Below are 22,810 nucleotides of genomic sequence, written 5' to 3' on the forward strand. Positions count from 1 at the left end.
TCGGCGTCGACGTCGAGATCGTCACCAAAGACCCACAGATCAAGGGCTTCAGCGTCGTCAAACGCCGATGGGTCGTCGAACGCACCATCGGCTGGCTCATGCACCACCGCCGACTCGTCCGCGACTACGAAACCCGACCCCACAACTCCGCCAGCATGATCACCCTCGCCATGATCGACAACCTCGCCAAACGCCTCACCACCGAAACCACCCCAACCTGGCGAGAACCCCCACAACCACAACACACACAAAATACGTGAATCAGACGTCCTCTGAGAGGTCTGCCGCTCCGGCTCCGTCGGCCCCCTGCTGACCCAGCGACCTCCACCTTCCGCTCACGCTGAGTTACTCGGCAAGGTGAGGCCGGCGCCCGGATCGCGGCAGATGAGGGCGGTTCAACTCAATTCCGAGCAGTATGTTCAGGTGTTCAAGTTCCTGCTTTAATTAGTCGTTCGCCGCAGCATTAGTGTTGCCCTCAGCGCCTTCTTCGCTCAATCTGCGATTAGCACTCTCTTCGCGAAGCCACTTCATCCGCTGCTTTTTCATATAGAGAGCAGACAACTCTTCTCTGTCGCCTTTCAGTCTAGCTGCGATCTCCTCGGATGAATCCGGATAGTTCCGCAAGAACTCCAAGTGTACGTCGAAATAGCTGTTCGGCTTGAAGATGGCATAAACGCCTTCCGGCACGACTCGACTCAACGGTGTTCCCGCAGTGCGGATCTTCACTCCACACTCAGGTTCATCGAAATCTGCCGGGAAGAAAGAGAGGTAGGCCTCGCAGGATTCTCTCTCTTCTTCTCCTCTTCTGATTATCTCAACCCAGTCGTCCACCTGCTTTCTCGCGATAACCTGGAAGAGTGCAGATTGGCCCGAGTAGAGGATCCTCTCGCCGTGAATAGTTGTAGCCGGTTCTTTGACTTCGTCTCCCGTGAAGGGATGGGTGCCGGCGTAGAACTGCACGCTCTGCGAAATCACGCGAGCCGGCTCGTTCCCAAAGTTGAACAGCAGCCCATGCGAAACGAAGAAGGCGTCCCAAGCCCAGTGCGGGGTTGAGTCTACCGAACCCTCGGTCGACCAGTGATCGAGCTTCACTGATCCAGTCATCGAGATGGAGGGTAGAGGGGTTGGCAATGCGTAGCTGTTCTCCGCCAATCCAGCATAATCATTCTTCCTAAAAATCACTGCCGAGATGCGAGGCAATGAGGCGTCGATCCTCGCTTTTGCGCCTTCCAATGCTGAGATTTCCGATGCTTGAATGGCCGTGGACACCTCTGAACTCGCCGAATGCGCCTGCTCTGAGGCTGCGACGGCTTGACGTTCCGCAGCTTCAGCCTGACTCGCGGCATGGCGTGCTTGGACCTCAGCAGCTCTGGCGCTTCTTTCGCTAGCCCTCATGCTTCGGCGAGATATTAGGGCTGCCCATACGGAGATAAGCACGGCAAGGCCAGCGAGGGTAATCGGCAGGTTTTCTTCATCAACGAGGTTCTGTAGCGTTCGCAGGGCATTTTGCATTTCGCCGGGAAGGGTGATGGCCAGCATGGCTCCCAACTGCATCTTCCAACCCTAGGGGAAATGACAGGTTGACGTCCAGAGCCGAGTAGAGAGCAAGGGCGAGCCGCATCCTGACCTTGCGCCCTCGACGTAATCTCATCGGCACGTCCGGACGCCTCGCCCGGCATCCGGGGCTACAGCTCCTCGGTCGGCACCGCCTGCGTCTGCCGACTGTTCGATCAGGATCAGCAATGCCGCGAGCAGGTGCCTGCCGGAGCCCGGCGGTCGAGACGCAGGGTTCAGCGGGAAATCTCGGATCGGTCATACGGCTCGGCTCGCGCGGCCAAAACGTACGCTCTGGCCGCGGCGAGCGTTTCGGGATTGTCGTCGAAGAGGCCCAATGCGCTGTTGCAGCGTTTACACAAGAGCCCCCGGATGCATTGCCCACAAGTCTTCTGCCCCGAGCAGCAGCCGTGGTCGTGGTCGACTGCCAGCCTCTCTCCGTCCGGTGGCGGGTTTCCACAGATGCGACAGACCCCGTTCTGCTCGTCGACCATGCGGAGGTACTGCCGATAGGTGAATCCGAACTTCGAGCGCATGTGCTTGTCCAAGGTGCAGTCAGAGCATATTGATGCGAGCCCATCGAGGTACTTTACGTCTTGGCCAAATGAGCCGACTGGGAACCAATCGCGACAGGCTCGGCACTGTTTGCGGCCGCTATCATCGCGAGCCGTCGAGGGCCGAGGCTTCTGAAACTTGAGCAACGGGCGCAGCACCGCTCCAGCCCGCTTCTGGCGAGCATGGCTACTGCAAAATCCCAAGTCCCGTACCTTATATTCGCAGCCGGGGAAAGGGCACGGCGGCGCGGCAGCTCGGCGGCAATCCTTCGAGCAAAAGTATGAACTACTGAACTTCGGAATCGGATTGACTTTGCAGTGCTTGCATGTAGGGGCCTCAGGCATGACCTGAGGTAGAGCTAGTTGCGCCTGATACCGCTCCCTGGCCTTGATCAATCGACGACGCAGCTTGTAGTGGGTGTTGCACCAAACAACCTTCCACTCTCCGGTACAAACATTCCGGTCGCATGGCGGAGGATCGTCTTCAGTTGGTGGACGCCTGTTGATGTTGACGGATCCGTAAGTGGTCCAACGCCAGTAGTGGGTATGACAGAAGCCCAGCGATTTCTTGGGCCGGACGCAATCTGGCACGAGGCAGCGAAGTTGGCTGATGTCGACTCCTCGGCATGGGTTAGAAGGCTAGGACCAGGGCGTGGGACGCCGCCGGTTTCCGCGCTCGCCACGATACGAGTCGGGTGCGACATTTTGCCTTTGACGAGCTGGCGGCGAGGTTAACCCGATCACCTAGACCCCTGCGGTGACGGCCGCATCGCCCAAGAGACATTCACGCATGATGCCGCCAGCATTGACCGTTCGACTTAGGTGCCACATCAACGGAGAGTGGCAGGCAGACTTGACTCAACTCAGCTCTGGCTTGCGTGATTAATAGTTGGCACCCGTCCGAACGCACTCACATCGGCAGATCCGGATGCCGCTGGGTCGCCCGTACCGTCACATCGCGTAGATGGTGAGCTTCGAACGCGGGCCGCCGCCTCGACTGCCAGCCGCCTGCGCACACTTGCCGATGCCGATGGCTGCTATGTACGTGCTGGCGTACCGGGCTATGCACTGGGACTCGTACCCCGACACCGGAGATCCCGAACCTGGCTGGCCGGCTTGCGTCGGGCTAACCGCGCCACTGCCGGTAGGTAAAGTATGCGGAGACGATCGCCACCACGACCCCGGCCACAGTCCAAATGGTGGCAGCCTTCGAACCCCCAGGTTCCTTCCCGTCTGTGGGCGTAGCCATGACGGTGGCGTTGCTGCCGTCTCTTGCCTGGGCGGTGTTGATGTTGACGACATTGCGTGTGCCGCCATGCAGAACGACATGGACCGCCTCCGTGGCGGCCTCGTGCGACGGCATTGCCGTCCCGGCAGGCTGGGCTGCCCGCATCTCGCTGGCCAGGCGGACGAGCGTCGTGCGGATCTGGTCGAGGGTTCCTGCGATCTGGCCGATGCTTACACCCCAGTAGATGCGCTCGATCCCCCCGCCCTGCTGGCTGTTCATGAAGGTCACCAGATCAGCCGCACCAGGTGGTTGAAGGCGGACGACGGTTTCCCCGTTGCGCGCTGCGTTGCTCAGCACCGCTTCGCCGACCCCACGGGCCAGACGCACCTCATTGGTGATGTGCTCTCGGGCGAAATCCGGTAGGTCCCAGCTGCTGATCTGCTGCCCGGTGATCTGGTGGGTGAAGGTCCGGCCGTCAGCGAGGATCGGTGCGTGCACAATCCGGTACTCCGGAATCTTGGTGTCGTCGCGATAGCCGTTGAGTTCATCGCTGGCCCAGTCACGCAGTTCCGCGCTGCGGGTGGCACCGCCGAGCGCGACACACTTGCGAAGGAGCGAGGCGAGCGATACGGCGTCGTTCAGTGCGCCGCGCTCGATCTGAGCGAGGAGGTCGGGGTCTTTGGCCACCGCCTCATTGTGCGCTGCACCTGCGACAGACCTCCGGCGGCCCCGCCGGTCGCTCGGCCGTGGGTGGACACGCAGCCTGGCGGAGGTGCCGCCTCTGGACGGTGGCAGAGCGGGCATCCACTACGCGGCACAGGGCCCGCTGACCGGTCTTGTCAGACCGTGACAGATGCGAGACGAGTTCATCTGGTCTGACAGTCGAGATCTGGGCGGTGCATGTCATCCACGACATGCCCGCCCGGTGGGGACCACTCACGGGCGAGGCCCCCTGGGTCCGGCACGGCTGGCGCGGCGTACTGACACCGCGATCCCTTCGCACCACGCAAGGGAGGAGCGCCCCCACCGGACTACCGAGAGCCTTCGCCCGGTCCCCGCCGCGGCGGCCCCACATTCCTGTGGAGTGCCGCAAATGCACACGACTCTCTCCTACCTGGCCGACCTTGCCGCTGCCGCGCCGCAGCCGCTGGCGGCTCCGAAAACCCTTCCCGAGGTTATCGACGGCATCCGCCTTTGGATCATGGGCATCATCGCGGCCGTCGCCACGATGTTCCTCGTGATCGGTGGCCTGCGCTACATGGCGGCCGGAGGCGATCCGGCCCAGGTCGAGCAGGCCAAGGGCAACTTCAAGTCCGCGCTGATCGGCTACGCCCTCGCCGTGCTGGCCCCGGTCGTGCTGACCGTCCTGCAGGGCATCCTGGGCGGCTGAGGACACCCATCATGGTCAACTGGCTGATGAATGGGCTGGTTGAGTGGCTCGCCGAGCGGTTGTTGGAACTGCTCGGCGGGCTGCTGACCTACCTGACCTCGTCAATGTTCTTGTCACCGGACGTCACCGTTCTACCGCAGGTGCAGGCGATCGCAGACAAGGGTGCCTTGGTCGTCAACTCCTGCTTCGTCCTGGCGATCATCGCCGTGGGCATCGCCACGATGGTCGGCGGCTCGGTCGAGATGCGCTACGGCATCAAGGAGCTGGTACCCCGGCTGATCGTCGGGCTGGTTGCGAGCAACTTCGCCGTCCCGCTGTGCGCGGCGCTCATCGAGGTTGCCAACGCGCTGACGGTCTCCATGGTCGGCACGGCCGCGCCGACGACGGAGGCGGTCAGCATGGCGCGTACTCACGTCGCCGCTGCGCTGTCCGACCCGGCCAATGCCCTGGTCGCCCTGATCGTCGGCCTGCTCATCGTCGGGCTGACGTTCACCCTCGTCACCGGTTGGATCGTGCGCATTGGGGTCCTGGTGATCCTGGCCGGGATCGCCCCGGTCGCGCTGGCCTGCTACGCCACGCCGTGGACCCAGGGGACCGCGCAGCTGTGGTGGCGGACCCTGCTGGGCTGCCTCGGCGTGGCCACCTTGCAGGCCGTCGCGTTCTCGACCGGTGTCCAGCTGCTGATCGACCCGAACGCCAGTCTGCTGGTCCTGCTGGGCCTGCCCGGCTCGGACATCCCGAACCTGCTGCTCGTCGCGGTGCTGCTCTGGGTCACAATCAAGATTCCGGGAATGATGAGCCGGTTCGTGACCCGCAAGGGTGGGGCGAACATGGGCGGGGTTCTGCTGCGGGCGGTGCTGATCCAGACCGTCACCCGCAAGCTGCCGTTCGGCCGCGCGGTGCGAGGTGGGCGATGACCCACGACGACACCACACCCCGGGCTGTGGTACCGGCCAACGTCAACGAGCCCGACCGCATCGCGTTCGGGCTCACGTTCCGGCAGCTGGGCATCGTCGGCGGCGTGGGCCTCGGCGGGTTCGGCCTGTTGCGGCCGGTGAGGGGATGCCCTCACCGGCCGCTTTGTCGGTCACGCCGTGGCACGTGCAGGTCGGTGACGGCTACGCCGCGACCTACGCCGTGTGCGGGTATCCGGCCGAGGTCGGGCCTGCGTGGTTGGACCCACTGTTGTCCTATCCCGGCCGCGTGGATGTCGCCGTGCACATCGACCCCGTCGCGCCGCAGATGGCCGCGCCGATGCTCAAGCGCCAGCGAGCCCGGCTGGAGTCGTCGCGGCGGCTGGACTCCGATCAGGGCAAGCTCGGTGACCCGATGGTGGATGCGGCGGCGGCCGACGCCGCCGACCTCGCCGAGCGGGTCGCCCGCGGCGCGGCAAAGCTGTTCGACACCGGCATCTACGTCACCCTTCACGCCCGCGACCTTGATGAGTTGCGAACCCTCACCGCAGGCGTGAAGTCCGCCGCCGCCTCGGTGCTCCTGGATCTGCAGCCCGCGACGTTTCGCCACCAGCAAGGCTGGATCTCGACCCTGCCGATCGGGGTGGACCCGCTGCGGATGCGCCGCATCCTCGACACCACGGCGTTGGCCGCCGCGTTCCCACTCGCCTCGGCCGACCTCGCCGCCCCCGCACCCGGTGTCATCGCCCCGCCCGAGGGCGTGCTCTACGGCGTGAACACCACCTCCAACGGGGTGCTGATCTGGAACCGGTGGGCGCAGGACAACCACAACAGCGTGGTCCTGGCTCGCAGTGGCGCGGGCAAGAGCTACTTCGTCAAGCTTGAAGTGCTGCGCAACCTGTACCAGGGCACGGCGGTGTCGGTCATCGACCCCGAGGACGAGTACGCGCCTCTGGCCGAGCACGTCGGCGGGACCGTCGTGCAGCTCGGTGTGCCCGGCGTGCGGGTCAACCCGCTCGACCTGCCCACCGATAACCGGGCCGACACCCTGACCCGGCGGGGTCTGTACCTGCACACGCTGATCGCGGTCATGCTCGGCGCACCGCCGCCACCCACCGAACGTGCTGCTCTCGACCGGGCGATCACCGCCACCTACGCGGCGGCGGGTATCAACGGCGACCCGGCCACCTGGACCCTGCCCGCGCCCCTGCTACGTGACCTGGCCGAAACCCTGGCCGCTGACGACGACCCGGCCGCAGAGCAGCTCGCCGCCCGGCTCGCTCCATGGGCGTCCGGGAACTTCAGCTCCCTGTTCGACGGCCCGACCACGACCACCCCGCGCGGGCACCTGGTGGTCTGGAGCTTGCGGCACCTGCCCGACGAGCTGCGTACGGTCGGCACGCTGCTGGCGCTGGACTCGATCTGGTCGGGCATCGATACTCCGAACACCGGCGCCCGCCGGCGGCGGCAGCTCGTCGTCGTCGACGAAGCGTGGCTACTCATGCGCGATGGCGAAGGCGCGAGGTTTTTGTTCCGGATGGCCAAGGCCGCCCGGAAGCGTTCGGCCGGGCTGTGCGTCATCACCCAGGACGCCGCCGACGTGCTGTCCACCGACCTCGGCCTCGCAGTGGTGTCCAACGCGGCCACACAGGTGCTGATGCGCCAGAGCACCCAGTCCATCGACGCGGTGTCCGAGGCGTTCAGCCTCACCGCTGGGGAGTCGCGGCTGCTGCTGTCGGCACCCAGGGGCGAGGGCCTGCTCGTCGCGGGCCGCTCACGGATTCCCTTCCGCAGCGTTGGGTCGGCGGCCGAGCACCGGATCGCCGTCACGGGGATCGGTGAGGCCGAATGAACACCCTACCGACCTGGCCCGGCGAGGTTTGGCAGTGGATCGTCGCGCGGCCGTGGCTGGGCTTCCTCGGAGCCGCCGCGATCGTCGGCTACGTCTTCGGCCACGATCAGGTGCTCGCCTGGCGGCACAAGCGGTATGCGACCGGCGCGCGCTGGCTGACCATCGCCGCACCGCCGGAGGTCACGCCGGAATCGGCGGCGGCATTCTGGACGACGCTCGTCGGGGTCCTGACGCCCTCGGTGTGGCGGCGGCGGGTGTACGGCATCCCGCATGTGGGCTGGGAGTACACCTGGACCGGCCGAGCCCTGACGATCAGGGTGTGGGTGCCGGGCACAGTGCCACCCGGCGCGGTCGAGGCCGCCGTCCGCGCGGCCTGGCCCGCCTCGACGTTGACGACCGAGGACGCCGCCGCGCCGATCCCGGCCAGCGTGGGCGAGCAGGTCGGTGGGGCGCATTGGCCGCAGTCGACCGACGTGCTGCCACTGCGCACCGAGCACGACGCCGACCCGCTGCGGGCGCTGCTGTCGGCCGGGGCCGAGGTTCGTCACCGCGAGCACGCGTGCGTGCAGATCCTCGCCCGGCCCGCCACGGCCCGCCGCGTGCGGGCGGCCAGACGGGCGGCTGCGACCAGCGGCACCCATCCCCACGGGCGGCCCGATATGGCCGCTCGTGCCGTCTCCGGGATGGCGCGGCTGGCCATCGAACCGCTGCTGTGGATGCTGGATGTGTTCACGCCCGGCCCGTCCCGTTCACGAACCCCCACCCACGCGGGGGCGACTGGGCGAACGGCCGAACGTGATCCGGTGGCCACCGCCGACGCCCGCACGATCGTGGAGAAGGCCGTGCGGGTGCCGCACTACGAGATCGCGGTCCGGTTCGCCGTCGCGGCCGACCTGGACAAGTCGCAGCCGGACAAGGAGCGGGTCAAACAGATCCGCGAACGCCTTGTCGGCTTGGGCCACACCATCGCCTCGGCCGCCGCGGCGTACACCGGCCCGAATCGGCTGCGGCGGATGAAGATGCCCGCTCCGGTGGCCACGGTCGCGGGGCGCAGGCTTCGGCGCGGGTTCCTCGCGTCGGTGCCGGAGCTTGCGGCGATGGCGGCGCTGCCGCAAGACCTGGCCGTGCCGGGCCTGGACCGGGCTCGGGCCAAGGCGGTGCCGGCGCCGGTGGCGGTGCCCTCCGGCGGACGGGGCGTGAAGGTGCTGGGCCGCTCGCAGATCGGCCACCACTCGGTGGGCCTGACCGTTACCGACGCCCGCCAGCACATCCACGTTGTCGGCAAGACCGGTGTCGGCAAGTCCACGCTGCTGCTGAACATGATCCTGGGCGACATCCGGGCCGGTCGCGGGACGGTGGTCATCGACCCGCGCGGGGACCTGATCACCGACATCCTCGACCGGCTCCCCGCCTCGTACGCCAAGAAGATCGTCATCATCGACCCCGACCAGGAGAACCCCGGCTGCTTCAACCCCCTGGATGACCGGGGCGATCCACATCTGGCTGTGGATAACCTTGTGGGTATTTTCGCGAAGATCTTCCAGGGGCAGTGGGGGCCCCGTATGGACGACACGATGCGGGTCGCCTGCCTGACGCTGATGCGGCACGCGAAGCCGACGCTGAGCCTGGTGCCTTCGTTGTTGCAGGACAAGGAGTTCCGGGCCAGGTTCACCCATGGCCTGGACGATCCGGATGGGCTCGGCGGGTTCTGGGTCTGGTACGACGGCATCAACGAGTCGTTCCGTGGCCAGGTCATCGCGCCGGTCCTGGCGCGGTTGCGGGCGTTCCTGTTGCGGGACTTCGTGAAGTCGGTGATCGGCAACGCCCGATCGTCGTTCGACATGGGCAAGGTGCTCGACGGCGAGGTGCTGCTATGCCGGCTGCCCAAGGGCATCCTCGGTGAGGAGACGGCCCGCATCCTGGGGTCGCTGATCGTCGCCCGGGTCTGGCAGGCCGCCATCGCGCGGGCCAGCATCCCCGAAGCCGAGCGCAAAGACGCCAATCTATACATTGACGAGTGTCAGAACTTCCTGACCCTGCCAGGCAGCGTCGGGGACATGCTGGCCGAGGCGCGTGGCTTCCGACTCGGATTGGTGCTGGCCCACCAGGACCTGGCGCAACTACCCAAGGATGTCGGGGCGGCGATCTCGGCCAACGCCCGGTCGAAGCTGTTCTTCAACGTCGACCCGGCCGACGCCCGCGAGCTGTCCCGGCACACCAAGCCGGAGCTGGACGAGCACGACCTCGCCCACCTCGACGTCTACACCGCCGCCGCCCGTCTGCTGGTCGGCAACCGGGAACTGCCCGCGTTCACGTTCGTCACCAACCCGCCGGTTGAGCTGGTAGGCGAGGCGACCGCGATCCGTCAGAAGGTCGCCGCCGCGCACAGCCGCGACACGGACGATCCGCCGATGGAGCGGTTGGCCCGGACGGCGATGAAGCGGCGAATGGCCGCCCGCGAGCGCTGATCAAGGCCGCTCGTTTCGGGTCTCGGCCGGATACGGCATCGGGGGCTCGCTTGGGGGTGTCTGCGACACGAGACCCCATGCGAGCCCTCTTCGCCTGACCTGTCAGGTGCCTGAACTGCCCAAACCTGGCCAGCCGTCGACCCGACAGCAAGATCAACCTATCCAGACTCCCTACCGGGACTCTCTCTCCAGGGGTATCCACCTATGCCACCAACTCTCTCTGATGGCCTGCTGGCCATCTATCCCCACATCACCAGCCGTGACCGTCAGCTTCTCCAGCTCCTCGACGACCACCAGGTCCTCACCACCGACCAGCTCCACCGGCTGTTCTTCCTCGCCCGGCGTACCTGCCAGATCCGCCTCAACGAGCTACGAGCCCTGGGCCTGCTCGATCGGTTCCGGTTCGCCCGCGACGGCGGAGGCAGCCAGCCGTGGCACTGGACCCTCGGCCACAACGGGCACCGGTTCCAGGCCGCCGCTCACAACCGGACCGAGCCCACCGCCCGCGCGAGCCGCCAGACCATGCAGCGGTTGTCGGCCAACCCGAATCTCACACACCAGGTCATCGCCAACGAGTTCTTCGTGCGGCTGTCCGCGTACGCCCGTCGCCATCCCGAGGCGCAGCTGACCCGGTGGTGGTCGGAAGCAACGGCTGCCAGGCAGTTCCGCCGAACCATCACACCCGACGGCCACGGCCTGTGGAGCGTCACCGGCGCCACGGTCGGCTTCTACCTGGAGGCGGACACCGGCAGCGAATCGCTGACGAAGGTCAGGGGCAAGCTCGACAAGTACGCCGAGTTGATCCGCCGCGCCAGCGTGCGGTATCCGGTGCTGTTCTGGCTCGGTAGCCAGCAGCGCGAGGAGCACCTACACCGGCTTCTGCGCGGCCGGCGCGGTGAAGTCCCGGTCGCGACCGCGACCCACGATGCCGATCCGGCGGGCGCGGTGTGGCTTCCGGCTGGCACCACCGGTCGCGTCCGGCTGGCCGATCTACCCAGCGACCACGGCGAGCCGAGGGCCGAGAACCCGAACTTTGACGATGACGGCGTCTTCCTGGTCTGACTGACTCTGTCAGCCCGACCGTCAGACCTGTCAGCGCAGGTCAACGGCATGGAGGCGTTTCCTGACAAGGGTTGTGGTGTCAGGTCGCATGGCTACGGTGCAGCTTCTTCCATTTCTTTTGCTCGCACCGCCGCCCGTCTGTCCTCCCGGACCTGCCTCGCGCCAGCGCGATCACCCATAGCCCACCTTCCCGGTCGGCTCGTGATCCACGCTCGCGCCTTCCATGGCAGCCTCCCCGGCCCAGACGTCGCGATCCGGTGGCATCCACTCACCGCCTGTCCGCCCCTCGAAGGGAGCACCCCGCCATGCCCGCCACCCGCACGATCATCGTCACCTTCCCCTCCGGCTCCGACGCCAACTGGTTCACCGCCTCGGAGGTCATCGACCACCACCTCAACACCGCCGGCACCCCGGTCCGCCGCTTCGCGGTGCGTCACCGCCGCATGATCGGCTGGATCACCCGGTGGTTCGACACCAACCTGCTCGACGCAGTACGCCGTTTCGGCTCGGTCACCCGTGCCGCGGGCGGACGGATCAGCCGTCTCAACCTGCCCGCCACGGCGACGATTGCCAACAACGAGGCCACCGCTCGCTGGCGAATCTGGCGCCAGCACATCGCCACCACCACCCCCATCGCCCGCACCTGGGAGGACTTCCAGGCCCAGCACCGGGCCGACCCGAAGAAGATCAGCCTTGATGAGGCTCGCCGCCGTTTCGAGCAGCAGCCCCGTGTGCTGGCCATGATCGCCATGTCCGCGCACCCCACCGCCGCCCACATCTTCGATCCCTACGAGCTGGACGCCTACCAGGCAGGAGAGGCCACCTACGCCGCTCTGCACTGGAAGACCGCCCTGGTCGGTGAAGCACTGATCACCGCCGAAGGGCAGCTGTTGGAACCCACCAGCCCTTCGCTCGCCGACCGGCTGCGCTACCTCCAGCGCGCGACCAGCTACCTGCACGGCATGCGCCCCAGCCAGCGCCTCTGCGCCGTCGCTATCGACTAGCAACACCCCCGACATCCCTCAGGACCGGTCGCAGCCCAGCTGCGACCGGTCCTTCGCCATGCCCTCATCCAGCCACCTCGACCAGGAGACACCCATGTTCCTGACCGACCCCGCCCTCCGGCGCATCGCCGCCGTCACCAACGAGGTTCTGCCCGAACACCTGTGGCGCTACGACACCGCCACCGAGGACGCCCTGGGCGACCTCGCCCGCATCCTGCACCGGACCGCACTCGGGTTCAATACCACCACCGCCTTCCTCGACCAGGCGGTGCAGCAGATGACCGCTCGCCCGGAACTCCTTCTGGCCGGCTACGACCGCTCCTTGCCCAACATGCTCGCCGCCATGGAGCGCCACGGCATCCTCGCCGACCTGCTCATCGACGCCTACCGTGCCTGGCGCAGGCACCGCCCGATCGAGCGTCACGGCGACGAGCACTACCTGCTGATGCAGCACGGCGACCCGTCGCGGGGTGTGGGAGTGCTGCGCGCTCACGGGCCGAGCACCTGGATGGTGCTCCCCGACGCAGAAGCCGCGTTGGCGTTCGAGGCACCGTATGCCGGGCGCATCGTCGGCCAGGTCACCCAGAACGAAGACGGCTGGACGCCCATCGCCTACACCGATCCGGCGCACCTCACCGAGCAGCCCAGCATGATCTACCGACTGCCGGTCTGCGACAACATCGCCTCGGCCTGCCGGTCGCTGCTGCGCTGGTGGCAGCTGCGGCACTCGGCCCTCTGGAACAGCCGTAGGCCTGACCAGCTCACCGAGCACGAACTCGCCCGACTCGCCATCTAGGAGTCGCCATGCTCAACCTTGACGCGGTGGGCCGCTGGATCATCCGGCGAACCGGCCGCACCCTCGACCAGCACGCCACCGACCCCGTCCCGGCTGCCGCGCACCTGCCCCAGGCAGCCAGCGACATGCGCCGCGCCCGGACCGAGCTGCTGCTCACCGTCGACCGGCTGCGAACCGCCCTCATTAACGAGGACGACCTGACCGGCACCGTCGCCGCCGTCGCGGGGTCGCTGGCGGACATCGAACAGCTCGGCCGCGACTACCGGCACGCCCGAAACTGGGCCGATACCCTGATCACCGACCCGGCCCGCACCGAGTACGCCGCCGCGAACACCGGCGGGTCGCTCCACCGGCGTTACGTCAACCCCGGTGACACGGTGCTCGTCGTCCTGCCGCACACCGACTCCTGCCGCAAGCAGCGGCTCGCCGGTCGGCGTACCCGCGTGCGCATCAGCCAATCCGACGCCGAGCTGGACCCCACGGTCGGCCCCGGACAGCTGCGCCTACCGCACGCCGACGCCGGTATCTACCAAGATCCGGCCGAGGGCGGCACGCTCTACGTCCTGGAATCCGCGGCCGACAAGGCCGCCGCCTCCGGCGGCTGAACCCCGGGCGGCGTTCAGCCGCCCCGAGGCCACCGGGCCGCATCCACAGCACACACCTCACGGCAGGGCACAGCTCCACGCGCCTGCCGCGATGACTGCTGCCCGCGACCCGGCGCACGACAGCCCAACACAACACCGTGCCGGGCTTCAACCCGCTAGTTCCCTGGGAGGGAACCATGCAGCACAACCTGTCCCTGACCCCTGCCATGCAGGAGGTCCTCGACTCCCTGCGCGAACTCGGCCAGGGCAACGTCAACGAACTGGCCGAAAAGTCGGGCCGTGCCGTCAGCACAGTCCACAAGGCACTGAAGACGTTCAGCGACGCCGGCCTGATCAGCGAGGTCGACACCGGCGCGGACGCGGCCGAGGGCACCCCCGCCCGGTGGACCCTCGCCGAGGACGTGGCGCTGGACGACGCCGACCTCACCACCGACGACCTCAGCGGCGCCGACGTGGCCGGCGGTGAGGAGCAGACCGACTTCGACGCCGACTTGATCGACGAGGACCCGGAGGGCAACGACGCCAACGACGACCCGCAGCCTGGCTACGAGCCGGACGACTACGACGACATCGCCGCCGCCGAGGACAACGCCGACGCCGACGAGGACGAGGACGAGGACGAGGAGGACGCCGCCGACGAGGCCCCGGCCGCTGAGGACGCGGACAGCGACGAGAGCGAGGACGAGCGCAGCACGGTCGTGGTCGTCCGGCCGAGCCGCCCCGGCGACCGCAAGGTCATGACGATCAAGGCGGTCATCTCCGAACACGGCGACGACGGCGCGACCACGATGGAGATTGTGGCCGAGAGCGGTATCGGGGACGCGACCGTCGCGCGCCTGCTGACCGCGATGGAGCAGGCCGACGCCGCCCGCCGCCTTCCCGGCACCCCCCGGCGCTGGATCGCCGGGCCCACGAAGGCCAGCGAGGTCGACCCGAACCCGGAGCCGCTCCGCTGCCCGCTGTGCTTCCAGGTGATCAAGGGCCTGTCCGAGTCGCCGGAGGCGGTCGCCCAGGTGCAGCCCCTCATCCGCCAGGACGGGACGCTGCACGTCGTGACCGAGGACGGCACGGTCCACACCGTGACGCTGCCCAAGCGGGTGCCGACCCGGACGCCGGGCTTCGCGACGGTCGGGACGCGCCGCACCGACGCCACGATCAACGCCGACGGCAGCCAGCCGTTCGGCAGAGGCGAGTTGGAGCGGCTGACGTTCGACACGCTCAAGGCCAACCCGGGCCGGACGATGACGCCGCAGGAGATCGCAACTTCGATCAGCAGCCAGCTCGGTGGCCGGGCGGTCAGCTCCGGGGCGGTGCGCAACAACTGCGGCAAGCTCGGTGCCGCCGGCCGCATCGTCATGGTCTCCGAGGTGCCGTGGGCCTTCCAGTTCCCGGCGCCCGCCGAGGTCGACGGCGACGCGGACCAGGCCGACGACGCCACGGACGAGCAGTCCTGATGGCAGTGCCGGGGTCGGGCGATTGCCCGACCCCGGCCGCGCCGACAGGGAGGAGCAAACACGTGTACGACGGAACGGAGTTCTACACCCTTTGGGGCGATACCTGGCCGACAGACGTCACCGACGCCAGCAATCACGAGCACGAGCACAGCCCCGTGCTCATGGCACCGGTAGCAAACCTGTTGGGTGAGCCCTGGTACCTGGAGTCGGGGTCACCGGGTGGCGACTACGTGATCTGGCTGGACATCAAGCACGGTAAGTACGCCGACGGGCAGGTGGGCGTCAGCCCGCACCCTGCCGAGGACGGACTAGTGCGGTGGGTCATCGGGCTGGTGCACAACTCGAAACACCCAGTCAGTAACGACCACGAGCTACTTATCAGCGAGACGCCAGATGCGGTGGTAGCTCGGGTCCGGGAGTTCCTGGCCGAACACGGCATCGAGGTGCAGAACAGGATCGGCACCGTCGACGGTCCCGACTGCGACGTCAACGCCTCCGCCAACGCGGACCCCGACCGGTAGCCCGACGTCGACTGACCGCCGAGGGCATAAGCGCCCACCTCGACGGCCGCCACATCGGCGTCGGCACCATCGCCGCCATTCGCCTGCATGAGGCCGCCCTCGGCAGCCTGGCCCATGCCGGTCTTCGGCCCCGATGACGTTCGCGCTCTCCGCGCGGTACGGCATCGGGGCCGGACGGGAGTACCCCCCACATTCCTTCGTGGCTGAGCCATGGCGGCTCGGCCCCGGCAGCATTCTCGGAAGGAAACCCCTATGCCACACGAGCTTGAGACCTTCGCCAACGGGCAGACGGCCTTTGCCAGCGCCCGCGTCTCGGCCTGGCACCAGCTGGGCACCGTCACGCAGAACACGATGAAGGCCGAGGAGATCATGTCCGCCGCCCTGCTGGGCGACTGGGGCGTACGCACGATCCCCGTATATGGCGTCGACATCGTGGAAGGCGTCGAGATCCCGATCCCCGCCGACGACAAGCGTATGACGGTACGCCGCAACCCGGTCACCGGTGACACCGAGTACCTGGGCATCGTCGGCACCGACTACACGGTGGTACAGAACGAGCAGTGCGCCGACATGCTCGACCAACTTGTAGACCAGGTCGGAGGCAGCCACTTCGAGACCGCGGGCAGCCTGCGCGGAGGCAAGAGCGTGTTCGTCACGATGAAGCTGCCCACGGCGATGGAGATCGCCGGTGTCGACCGGATGGACCTCTACCTCATCGGGACGACCTCTCACGACGGCAGCGCCGCGCTGCGTGTGGACGCCAGTCCGATCCGCGTGGTGTGCGCCAACACCCAGCGCGCGGCCTTCCGGCACGCCGTGGGCCACTACACGTTCCGGCACACGAGCAACGTCAACCAGCAGATCGCCCAGGCTCGCGAGGCGCTGGGGCTGATGTGGAAGTACATGGAGACGTTCGAGGCCGCCGCCGAGCGGATGCTTCAGACCGCGATGACCATGCCTCAATTCGAGGCGATCGTCGCGCAGGTGTGGCCGGTCAAGGACAACGCCCCGGAGAAGACCCGCAACAACGCCAAAGAGCGGATGGGCACGCTGAAGTACCTGATCACCGAGGCCGACACCCAGCGGGCCATCGCGGGCAGCCGGTGGGCCGGATACCAGGCCATCACCGAGTACCTCGATCACTACCAGCAGGCCAAGGACGCCACCGTCCGCGCCAACCGGGTGCTGACCGGCAAGACCGGCGACCTGAAGCTGACCGCCTTCGACCTGCTGAAGGTCTGACCACCATCCCATCCCAGCCGGGGCGGCGGTCACCTTCGACTGCCGCCCCGGCCCGCCGGAACGGACCAACAACCCATGACCCACGCCGTCGGATGCCACCGGAGTGGCCGATGACCCCGCACATTCGTCATCCCCGCGACGTACGCCAAGCCGTCTGCGGCGTACCCGCCGCCGACGTAACACGGTGGTACAACGAGGACCCGCCGCGTTCTGACTACAGCTGCGAGGACTGCCTGACACTGCTGCCCGACGCGGCCCGACCCGACGACTACAACCACCCGCCCAGCGACGCCACGCTCATCGACTCGCTGCGGTGCATCGTCGCGGAACGGCAGCACGCCAAGATCGACGGAGTGCTGGTGGACCTGTGGTCGGCCAGCGTCACCGTCACCATCTGGGACCGGCTCAAGGACGAGCACCGGCAGCGGCTGTTGACCCTGCCGTCGCACGAACTGATCCTGCGGTGCGTGGCGATCTACAGCCGGGTCACTGGGAAGGCGGGCGGCTGAGGACGAGCCCCCGGTCCATCGATCTCCCGTCGTGGGCCGCCGCGTTCGGATTGACCCACCTTGACGACCCGCACCTGCTGCGGGCGTTGGCCCACGTATTGCGACAGCACAGCGACTGACCTCAACACCAACCCAGCCGTTCAAGGTGGGCCGCCCATGTGGGCGGCCCACGGCCTTTTCGTGTTTCACGACTCATCAGAGAAAGGCTATGTAGGCGATCGTCGCGTCGCTGCCACCTCGCTGGGCGGCCTTGCTGACGCCCTCGGGCGATCCCTGGTAGGGGCTGGGGCCGCCCGAAGGGGTCACGCATCGCTTCGCATCAGGTATTTGAGGGCCCCGAAGATGAGGGGGGCCGAGCCGGCGAACGCAGCAGCCCCGGCGATCAGAGCCTTGCCGGCGTTGAGGTCCATCGACCAAACGATCCAACTTGCGGTTGTCGCGACCTGGCTCGATCCGAGGGCGACCACAGCAAGGACCAGCAGGCGAATCGGGATCTGACTACCCATGGAGGACCTTCCTTTGGGTATGACGATCCGTCAGTGGATCGACACTCCGTTCGGGAACCCTCGGCTGCGAAGCCTTCCAGGCGGCAGTAAGACAAGTCAAGTTCCCGCACGATCCCTTGCCCCGTCGCAGATTCGGGGGCCGGTACCCACCTGCCTCGGCCACCCGCTGGCCGACGCCGCTGACCTGATCACCGGGTCCCTCCGCGAAACCCACGCCGGACTGCTGCCGCTGATCTACCGCGTGTAGCCCGTCCCGCACCTCGTCCCTGCCGGCCGCGCATCCGCGCGAAGACCCGGCCTTTTTGCTTCAACGGAAGGCATCGTCATGACCAAAGCCGCTATCGGCATCGTCACCCTCGTCCTCATCGGCTGCTTCGGCCTGCCGATGCTGCTGCTGTCCTCCGTCATGGGCGGCGGACCCGGCGCTTGCGCCATCGCCGCGCCCGCCCTGCGCCCCTCCGGGCAGCCGCCCGGCCTCGGCACCTGGGACACCGAACAACTCGAAATCGCCGCAACCATCATCGATGTCGGCGTCGCCAAGGGTGTACCCCGCTGGGGATGGGCGGTCGGGATCGCCACCGCCTTGCAGGAGTCCGGCCTGCGCAACCTGCCCTTCCTCGGCGACGCGAACGACCACGACTCGATCGGGGTGTTCCAGCAGCGACCAAGCCAGGGTTGGGGCACCGTCGAGCAGCTAGCTGAACCCGCGTACCAGGCCGCGAAGTTCTTCGACAAGCTGCTTACCGTCCCCGGCTGGGAGACGATGCCGCTCACGAAGGCCGCCCAGACGGTCCAGGTGTCGGCGTTCCCTGACGCGTACGCAAAGTGGGCCGACGAGGCACTCAGCCTGATCGAGCAGCTGACCAGCACCCTGACCGACTGTGCCACCGACGCACTCGCCGCACTACCGGACGGGTTCACCCTGCCGGTCAACACCCCACCCGCCGTCATGACCGCCATCTTCTGGGCGGTCGGGCAGTTGGGCACCTCGTACCACTTCGGCGGCAGCTGCACCGACCCGCGCTCCGGCGACCCCGACAAGCAGTGCGATTGTTCATCCCTGATGCAGTCGGCGTACCGGGCCGCCGGAGTGACTATCCCGCGCGTCACCACCGACCAGGTCAACGTGGGAAAGAGAATCACCGACCCGGCCATGCTGCTGCCCGGCGACCTTATCCTCATCCCCGGCAGCGAAGGCACCATGTCCAACCCGCGGCACGTTGGCATGTACCTCGGCCAAGGGCTGATCATCCAGGCCCCGAAGACCGGCGACGTCGTGAAGATCACCCGCTTGAACAGCTGGCTCGATCAGATCGCCTCCATCCGCCGGATCGTCACCCAATGAGCCTTTTCCAGGCTGATCTTGCAGGTCGGGGCGGGTGTGGCGAGCCCGAAGGCCGATGAAGACGAGGCTCCAGGTAAGACAGCAGTCGACCAAGATCCGATGCCCCAACCGGGAGCCTCACCTGTGCTGTCTTACCCCTCCACGATCTCGCTGTCCAGCCGAACTCTGAATCACCTCGCCGCCCTCATCCGTCAGCACCGTGGCCAGCATCGATCCCGGTGGCGACGTCTCGATCCGGGCCGACAGGCGACCTCACCGCCGCCCGCATTCACGGCATCACCGACGCGCTGACCAGCGCAGACGTGATGACCTTCGTCGACAAGGGCTACCAGGGCGCTCGCGGCAGCGTGCGCACACCCTTCAAGCGGCGACGCTTCCGACCGAAGCTGTCACGCCGACAGAAGGCGGTCAACCGGACGCACGCACGCATCCGTGCTCGTGGCGAACGCGCCATCGCCACGCTCAAGACCTGGAAGATCCTGGCCAAGCTGCGCTGCTGCCCACGCCGCGCCACCGCCATCGTGCAGGCCATCCTCGTCCTGCACCACGTCGAAGCCACGCCACGCAGGATGAACATGGTTCATTCATGCTGATCATTGTTGCTTACTGTGATACTCATACCACCCTGCGTGCTTCATGCTGTCAGGGAACGCGGAGACTAGGAGTCTGTCATGCTCGTCCCGACCATGCGGCGATCGGCGGCCCGAGCCGCCGTGATCCTGCTGACCACGGCAGCGGCCACAGCCGTAATCGCCGGCCCGGCCTCGGCCCACCCGGCCCTGACCATCTCCGCCAGCCCCACCACCGTCACCGCCGGATCGACCGTCACCCTGACGATCACCGGAACCTCGAACGGCAACTACACCAACGCCCGCATCGAGGTCTCCGCCGGCTCCGGCACCGCCGGCACCACCGGCACGCTCACCTCGTTCACCTCCAGCCCCACCTGCGGCGCGGGCATCCCGTCCACACCCACCTGCTCAGAGATCACCAACAAGTACAAGCTCTACCCGATCAATCTCACCAACAACCAGGCGTTCTCCTACACCATCACCTTCACAGTCGACTCCGCCACAACGGCGGGCACGTTCAAGGGCAACGCCCAGTTCTACACCTCCAGCAACAGCACCATTGGCCTGACCACCGGCCCCACCATCACCGTCAACCCCGCCACGTCCGACCTGATCCTCACCAAAGGACCGGTCAACCGCACCGGCAACCAGCTCAATTTCAACTGGACCAGCGCCAACGTGGGACCGGTCGACAGCACCAACCCGAACGCCTTCTCAGGCAGCGCCGCACCAGCCGGCTTCGCCAGCCAGGTCGGCAGCGCCTGCGGTTTCATCCCCGGACAGTCCTTCTCCTGCGACCTGAACTTCGTCATTCCCGCAGGCGCGACCAACGAGCCAGGAAACGCCTTCTTCGACGTCAACCTTCTCGCGCTCGGCACCTACACGGTGTCCATCAGCCTGATCCCGGCCAACGAAGCCAACCCCGCCGACAACACCATCAGCTGGAACTGCACCGTGCTGACCGGTCTCATCATCACCTGCACCTGATCCCCGAATCCAACCCGCCATGGTTGCCCACGTAACCGAAGCGGCCACGTGGGCAACCATGGCCGGACCATAAGCTATCTTCCATCCTGCGTAGCGGTCCGCTTCGACGTGATGCACGACCAGGATGGCCTGCACGACCGCGGTGGCTTGGCGGGGACAGCAGCGCAACTTGGTCAGGATTCTCCAGGTCTTGAGCATGGCGATGGCCCGTTCGCCGCGAGCGCGGATCCCCGCCTGGACCCGGTTGATGACACCTCCTGCCGGCGTGGCAGCTTCGGTCGGAAGCGTCACCGCTCGAATGGCGTGCACACGCTGCCCCGGGCGCCCTGGTAACCCTTGTCCGTGAAGGTCAAAACGTCCACGCTGGTCAGTTCGTCGATGATGCTGTGGGTGCGGGCGGCAGTGAGGTCGTGGGTCGAGCCGGGCAATGCCGGTGAGTCCCAGCCGAGTCGGCCGACCCGCATCGGCGATGACCTGCACGTTGACGCCGCGCCGCTGGTGCTTGCCGGAGTAGTACGGCTTCTGGTCCGCGACGCGGTCGATCGGAACCAGGGTGCCGTCCAGAATCGCGTACGCCAGGCGTCGAATGCGCCGCATCGCCGTGGTGAGGCCATGGCTACCGAAGCGAGAAGCGTGATCGCTTCCTGCACGTAGCGCCAGGCGGTGGCCACACCGACCTCGAACCCGGGCGGCAAGCCGGGCGTAGGTGTCGCAGTTAGCAGATGCCCCAGGGCGAGCAGCCCTGCCGGCCCGGGTCAGGACGTCGCCACCGGGATCGCCGCTGGTTTAGGTGCGTTCAGATGCGTTCGGCGAGGTAGTTGTCTTACCTGGAGCCTCGCCCTCATCGACCTCCGGGCTCGCCACACCCGCCCCGACCTGCAGGATAAGCTTGGAAAAGGCTCAATAATCGGAGAAGCGGTGGTGCACCCGCGTTGGGCGCGCCACCGCTCGGCGGTTACGTGGCCTTATCGTTCGGCGCGGGCCGGTCCGAGTGGCCTGCCACCACCAGCTCAACAATCCAGAGCCCGGTCGCGCAACGGTCGGCGTCATTGGTGTGCCACCACCGTCGCGTAGGACATCACGATCCATCGGGCAACCCCGGCGAGCAGGAGACGCCCCGCCAGGGCGGCGAAGGTCGAGAAAAGGGCCCCCGGTACCCCCTTCAGGTGCTCGAAATCCGTTGTGGACCATCGACGGCGGGACACGGCATAGATCTGCTTGAGCTGGGGATTTGATCTCCGCCGGGTGGCTGCCGCCCTGCTCGCGGCGTTCTCGTCCGGCGTGACCGACTCCACCACCGTCGGCGCATCTCATCGACCAGAACATCAGCAACGACTCCGCATCGACAGTCTGCACCATCCTCCTCGACGCACCTCTCAGCTGCACGTAACCCACCTACCCGACCCTGCGGGCACGGTCCCCTTCGTGACTGCCCCGGCAGCACGAGGGCACCGTGCCCACTCGGCGGCAGGACCAGGCCGCGCACCCGACGAAGTCGGCTCCGCGACTACACCCCGCCTCGCCATTTCCGACATCAGGGCTTTATAGCTGACGCCGCTTGACGCGTGGCGTGTATGAGCAAACCGTGATGCACAAAACGCGTGTCCGAACATTGAGAATGCTGCTCCGGGGCAGTGGGATCAGGGCCCGCTCGAGGAAGCACGCGGCGAGCGACGCCTGATAAACACGTGTCGGGGCGTCAATGCCCAGAAACCCGAGCCTGCCGACCCTTCGTTTGGCAATACCGTTCGGTGTCAAATCAACGACACCAACCAGTCCGCCAGAGTATTTCCATTGACGCCCACGTTGACCAGAAGGGCAGGTCAGTCGGGGTTTCCAGGGTCTTCGTCGACGGGCAATGATCATTGCTTTGGGCACCACCGCGTCAATTGTTACATCCGGGATCATGGTGCGACCTGCGTGATCGCATGTGCAGAGGTGCGAGTGCGACCGTTTTATGAAGCCGCTAGAGGAGACTCAACGGTGGACCCACATGAATTCAGCACCTATGCTTCCGGAGTGCCCTCCGGGCGAGCAGGGGCGGCGGCTCGTGCGATTTCCGGAAATCAATTCCAATGTCCGAATCGCTGTGTCTTCACGGGTTTCGGCGCGGTAACACGGATTCGCTGTAGGCCGTTTTACCGGAAGGTCCGTTTCAGTGTGAACCCGGACCTTCAGCAGTTTTACTCCGTCCATGAGCGTGGTTCGTCGACTTGGGGGTAGAGAGTGCCGAACAAGAACCTGGTC

The 22,810-nt window shown here is 66.8% G+C and carries 20 protein-coding genes and 2 pseudogenes; 16 read left to right on the forward strand and 6 right to left on the reverse strand.

What is annotated here, in order from left to right; translation table 11 throughout:
• Positions 1-260: transposase (locus GA0070216_RS00005; protein ID WP_141722980.1), on the forward strand; the 260-nt coding region annotated here is incomplete at its 5' end.
• Between the two features lie 184 nt (positions 261-444).
• On the opposite strand, the gene GA0070216_RS33540 is transcribed toward GA0070216_RS00005, so the two are convergent.
• The 3 genes from GA0070216_RS33540 to GA0070216_RS00015 form a co-directional block, all read right to left on the reverse strand.
• The gene (locus tag GA0070216_RS33540; protein ID WP_141722981.1) at positions 445-1,554 is read right to left on the reverse strand and encodes a hypothetical protein; all 1,110 of its coding nucleotides are present in this window, start codon (positions 1,552-1,554) and stop codon (positions 445-447) included.
• 236 nt (positions 1,555-1,790) lie between these two features.
• A complete protein-coding gene (locus GA0070216_RS36520; RefSeq protein WP_425413117.1) occupies positions 1,791-2,453 on the reverse strand; it encodes an endonuclease domain-containing protein in 663 nt (220 codons plus the stop codon).
• 781 nt (positions 2,454-3,234) lie between these two features.
• Positions 3,235-4,023, reverse strand: a complete 789-nt coding sequence (locus tag GA0070216_RS00015; protein WP_091237188.1) for an AbiTii domain-containing protein — start codon at positions 4,021-4,023, stop codon at positions 3,235-3,237.
• A gap of 406 nt (positions 4,024-4,429) precedes the next feature.
• On the opposite strand from GA0070216_RS00015, the gene GA0070216_RS00020 reads away from it, so the two are divergent.
• From GA0070216_RS00020 to GA0070216_RS00075, 12 genes are all read left to right on the forward strand, one after another.
• Entirely contained in the window at positions 4,430-4,726 is a 297-nt protein-coding gene (locus GA0070216_RS00020) for a pilin (RefSeq protein ID WP_091237189.1), read from the forward strand.
• A 26-nt stretch (positions 4,727-4,752) separates the two neighbouring features.
• Positions 4,753-5,643: a hypothetical protein gene (locus GA0070216_RS00025; RefSeq protein ID WP_245722223.1), complete on the forward strand. Its 891-nt coding sequence runs from the start codon at positions 4,753-4,755 to the stop codon at positions 5,641-5,643.
• Positions 5,644-5,788: 145 nt separating this feature from the next.
• On the forward strand, positions 5,789-7,492 hold the full coding sequence (locus GA0070216_RS00030) for a VirB4 family type IV secretion system protein (RefSeq protein ID WP_091237191.1): 1,704 nt from the start codon (positions 5,789-5,791) through the stop codon (positions 7,490-7,492).
• On the forward strand, positions 7,489-9,960 hold the full coding sequence (locus GA0070216_RS00035) for a type IV secretory system conjugative DNA transfer family protein (RefSeq protein ID WP_091237192.1): 2,472 nt from the start codon (positions 7,489-7,491) through the stop codon (positions 9,958-9,960). The genes GA0070216_RS00030 and GA0070216_RS00035 overlap by 4 nt, the downstream gene beginning before the upstream one ends.
• A gap of 204 nt (positions 9,961-10,164) precedes the next feature.
• Positions 10,165-11,022: a replication-relaxation family protein gene (locus GA0070216_RS00040; RefSeq protein WP_091237193.1), complete on the forward strand. Its 858-nt coding sequence runs from the start codon at positions 10,165-10,167 to the stop codon at positions 11,020-11,022.
• 305 nt (positions 11,023-11,327) lie between these two features.
• On the forward strand, positions 11,328-12,026 hold the full coding sequence (locus tag GA0070216_RS00045; RefSeq protein ID WP_091237194.1) for a hypothetical protein: 699 nt from the start codon (positions 11,328-11,330) through the stop codon (positions 12,024-12,026).
• Positions 12,027-12,120: 94 nt separating this feature from the next.
• Entirely contained in the window at positions 12,121-12,822 is a 702-nt protein-coding gene (locus tag GA0070216_RS00050) for a hypothetical protein (RefSeq protein WP_091237195.1), read from the forward strand.
• 8 nt (positions 12,823-12,830) lie between these two features.
• Complete coding sequence (locus GA0070216_RS00055) at positions 12,831-13,427, forward strand: hypothetical protein (protein WP_091237196.1); 597 nt, start codon at positions 12,831-12,833, stop codon at positions 13,425-13,427.
• A 176-nt stretch (positions 13,428-13,603) separates the two neighbouring features.
• Positions 13,604-14,881: a helix-turn-helix domain-containing protein gene (locus tag GA0070216_RS00060; protein ID WP_141722982.1), complete on the forward strand. Its 1,278-nt coding sequence runs from the start codon at positions 13,604-13,606 to the stop codon at positions 14,879-14,881.
• 62 nt (positions 14,882-14,943) lie between these two features.
• On the forward strand, positions 14,944-15,402 hold the full coding sequence (locus GA0070216_RS00065) for a hypothetical protein (RefSeq protein ID WP_091237198.1): 459 nt from the start codon (positions 14,944-14,946) through the stop codon (positions 15,400-15,402).
• A 252-nt stretch (positions 15,403-15,654) separates the two neighbouring features.
• A complete protein-coding gene (locus GA0070216_RS00070) occupies positions 15,655-16,644 on the forward strand; it encodes a DUF932 domain-containing protein (RefSeq protein ID WP_091237199.1) in 990 nt (329 codons plus the stop codon).
• A 110-nt stretch (positions 16,645-16,754) separates the two neighbouring features.
• Complete coding sequence (locus tag GA0070216_RS00075) at positions 16,755-17,153, forward strand: hypothetical protein (RefSeq protein WP_091238702.1); 399 nt, start codon at positions 16,755-16,757, stop codon at positions 17,151-17,153.
• Between the two features lie 302 nt (positions 17,154-17,455).
• Here the strand turns inward: GA0070216_RS00075 and GA0070216_RS00080 are convergent, their stop codons facing one another.
• Positions 17,456-17,659 (reverse strand): hypothetical protein, encoded by a 204-nt coding sequence (locus GA0070216_RS00080; protein WP_091237200.1) that lies wholly within the window; start codon positions 17,657-17,659, stop codon positions 17,456-17,458.
• 325 nt (positions 17,660-17,984) lie between these two features.
• Between GA0070216_RS00080 and GA0070216_RS00085 the strand changes: the two genes are divergently transcribed.
• The 3 genes and pseudogenes from GA0070216_RS00085 (at position 17,985) to GA0070216_RS33550 (ending at position 20,563) form a co-directional block, all read left to right on the forward strand.
• Entirely contained in the window at positions 17,985-19,004 is a 1,020-nt protein-coding gene (locus tag GA0070216_RS00085) for a C40 family peptidase (RefSeq protein WP_091237201.1), read from the forward strand.
• A gap of 123 nt (positions 19,005-19,127) precedes the next feature.
• Positions 19,128-19,577, forward strand: a pseudogene (locus tag GA0070216_RS00090) (transposase family protein).
• A gap of 98 nt (positions 19,578-19,675) precedes the next feature.
• Complete coding sequence (locus GA0070216_RS33550) at positions 19,676-20,563, forward strand: hypothetical protein (protein WP_141722983.1); 888 nt, start codon at positions 19,676-19,678, stop codon at positions 20,561-20,563.
• An 84-nt stretch (positions 20,564-20,647) separates the two neighbouring features.
• On the opposite strand, the pseudogene GA0070216_RS35170 reads toward GA0070216_RS33550, so the two are convergent.
• Positions 20,648-21,383 (reverse strand): annotated as a pseudogene (locus GA0070216_RS35170) (transposase family protein); the annotation flags it as partial.
• Positions 21,384-21,609: 226 nt separating this feature from the next.
• The gene (locus GA0070216_RS34280) at positions 21,610-21,861 is read right to left on the reverse strand and encodes a hypothetical protein (protein WP_091237204.1); all 252 of its coding nucleotides are present in this window, start codon (positions 21,859-21,861) and stop codon (positions 21,610-21,612) included.
• Positions 21,862-22,810: the final 949 nt, after the last annotated feature.

It is taken from the genome of Micromonospora matsumotoense (genome assembly GCF_900091525.1).
Lineage (GTDB): Bacteria > Actinomycetota > Actinomycetes > Mycobacteriales > Micromonosporaceae > Micromonospora > Micromonospora matsumotoensis.

Excerpts from the sequence above, each read along its gene's own strand:
- GA0070216_RS00035 (WP_091237192.1), top strand. The coding sequence starts at position 7,489 with ATGAACACCCTACCGACCTGGCCCGGCGAGGTTTGGCAGTGGATCGTC.
- GA0070216_RS00025 (WP_245722223.1), top strand. The coding sequence starts at position 4,753 with ATGAATGGGCTGGTTGAGTGGCTCGCCGAGCGGTTGTTGGAACTGCTC.
- GA0070216_RS00080 (WP_091237200.1), bottom strand. The coding sequence starts at position 17,659 with ATGGGTAGTCAGATCCCGATTCGCCTGCTGGTCCTTGCTGTGGTCGCC.
- GA0070216_RS00020 (WP_091237189.1), top strand. The coding sequence starts at position 4,430 with ATGCACACGACTCTCTCCTACCTGGCCGACCTTGCCGCTGCCGCGCCG.
- GA0070216_RS00070 (WP_091237199.1), top strand. The coding sequence starts at position 15,655 with ATGCCACACGAGCTTGAGACCTTCGCCAACGGGCAGACGGCCTTTGCC.
- GA0070216_RS00075 (WP_091238702.1), top strand. The coding sequence starts at position 16,755 with ATGACCCCGCACATTCGTCATCCCCGCGACGTACGCCAAGCCGTCTGC.
- GA0070216_RS00055 (WP_091237196.1), top strand. The coding sequence starts at position 12,831 with ATGCTCAACCTTGACGCGGTGGGCCGCTGGATCATCCGGCGAACCGGC.
- GA0070216_RS00045 (WP_091237194.1), top strand. The coding sequence starts at position 11,328 with ATGCCCGCCACCCGCACGATCATCGTCACCTTCCCCTCCGGCTCCGAC.
- GA0070216_RS33540 (WP_141722981.1), bottom strand. The coding sequence starts at position 1,554 with ATGCAGTTGGGAGCCATGCTGGCCATCACCCTTCCCGGCGAAATGCAA.
- GA0070216_RS00030 (WP_091237191.1), top strand. The coding sequence starts at position 5,789 with ATGCCCTCACCGGCCGCTTTGTCGGTCACGCCGTGGCACGTGCAGGTC.
- GA0070216_RS00085 (WP_091237201.1), top strand. The coding sequence starts at position 17,985 with ATGACCAAAGCCGCTATCGGCATCGTCACCCTCGTCCTCATCGGCTGC.
- GA0070216_RS36520 (WP_425413117.1), bottom strand. The coding sequence starts at position 2,453 with ATGCCTGAGGCCCCTACATGCAAGCACTGCAAAGTCAATCCGATTCCG.
- GA0070216_RS00040 (WP_091237193.1), top strand. The coding sequence starts at position 10,165 with ATGCCACCAACTCTCTCTGATGGCCTGCTGGCCATCTATCCCCACATC.
- GA0070216_RS00050 (WP_091237195.1), top strand. The coding sequence starts at position 12,121 with ATGTTCCTGACCGACCCCGCCCTCCGGCGCATCGCCGCCGTCACCAAC.
- GA0070216_RS33550 (WP_141722983.1), top strand. The coding sequence starts at position 19,676 with ATGCTCGTCCCGACCATGCGGCGATCGGCGGCCCGAGCCGCCGTGATC.
- GA0070216_RS00060 (WP_141722982.1), top strand. The coding sequence starts at position 13,604 with ATGCAGCACAACCTGTCCCTGACCCCTGCCATGCAGGAGGTCCTCGAC.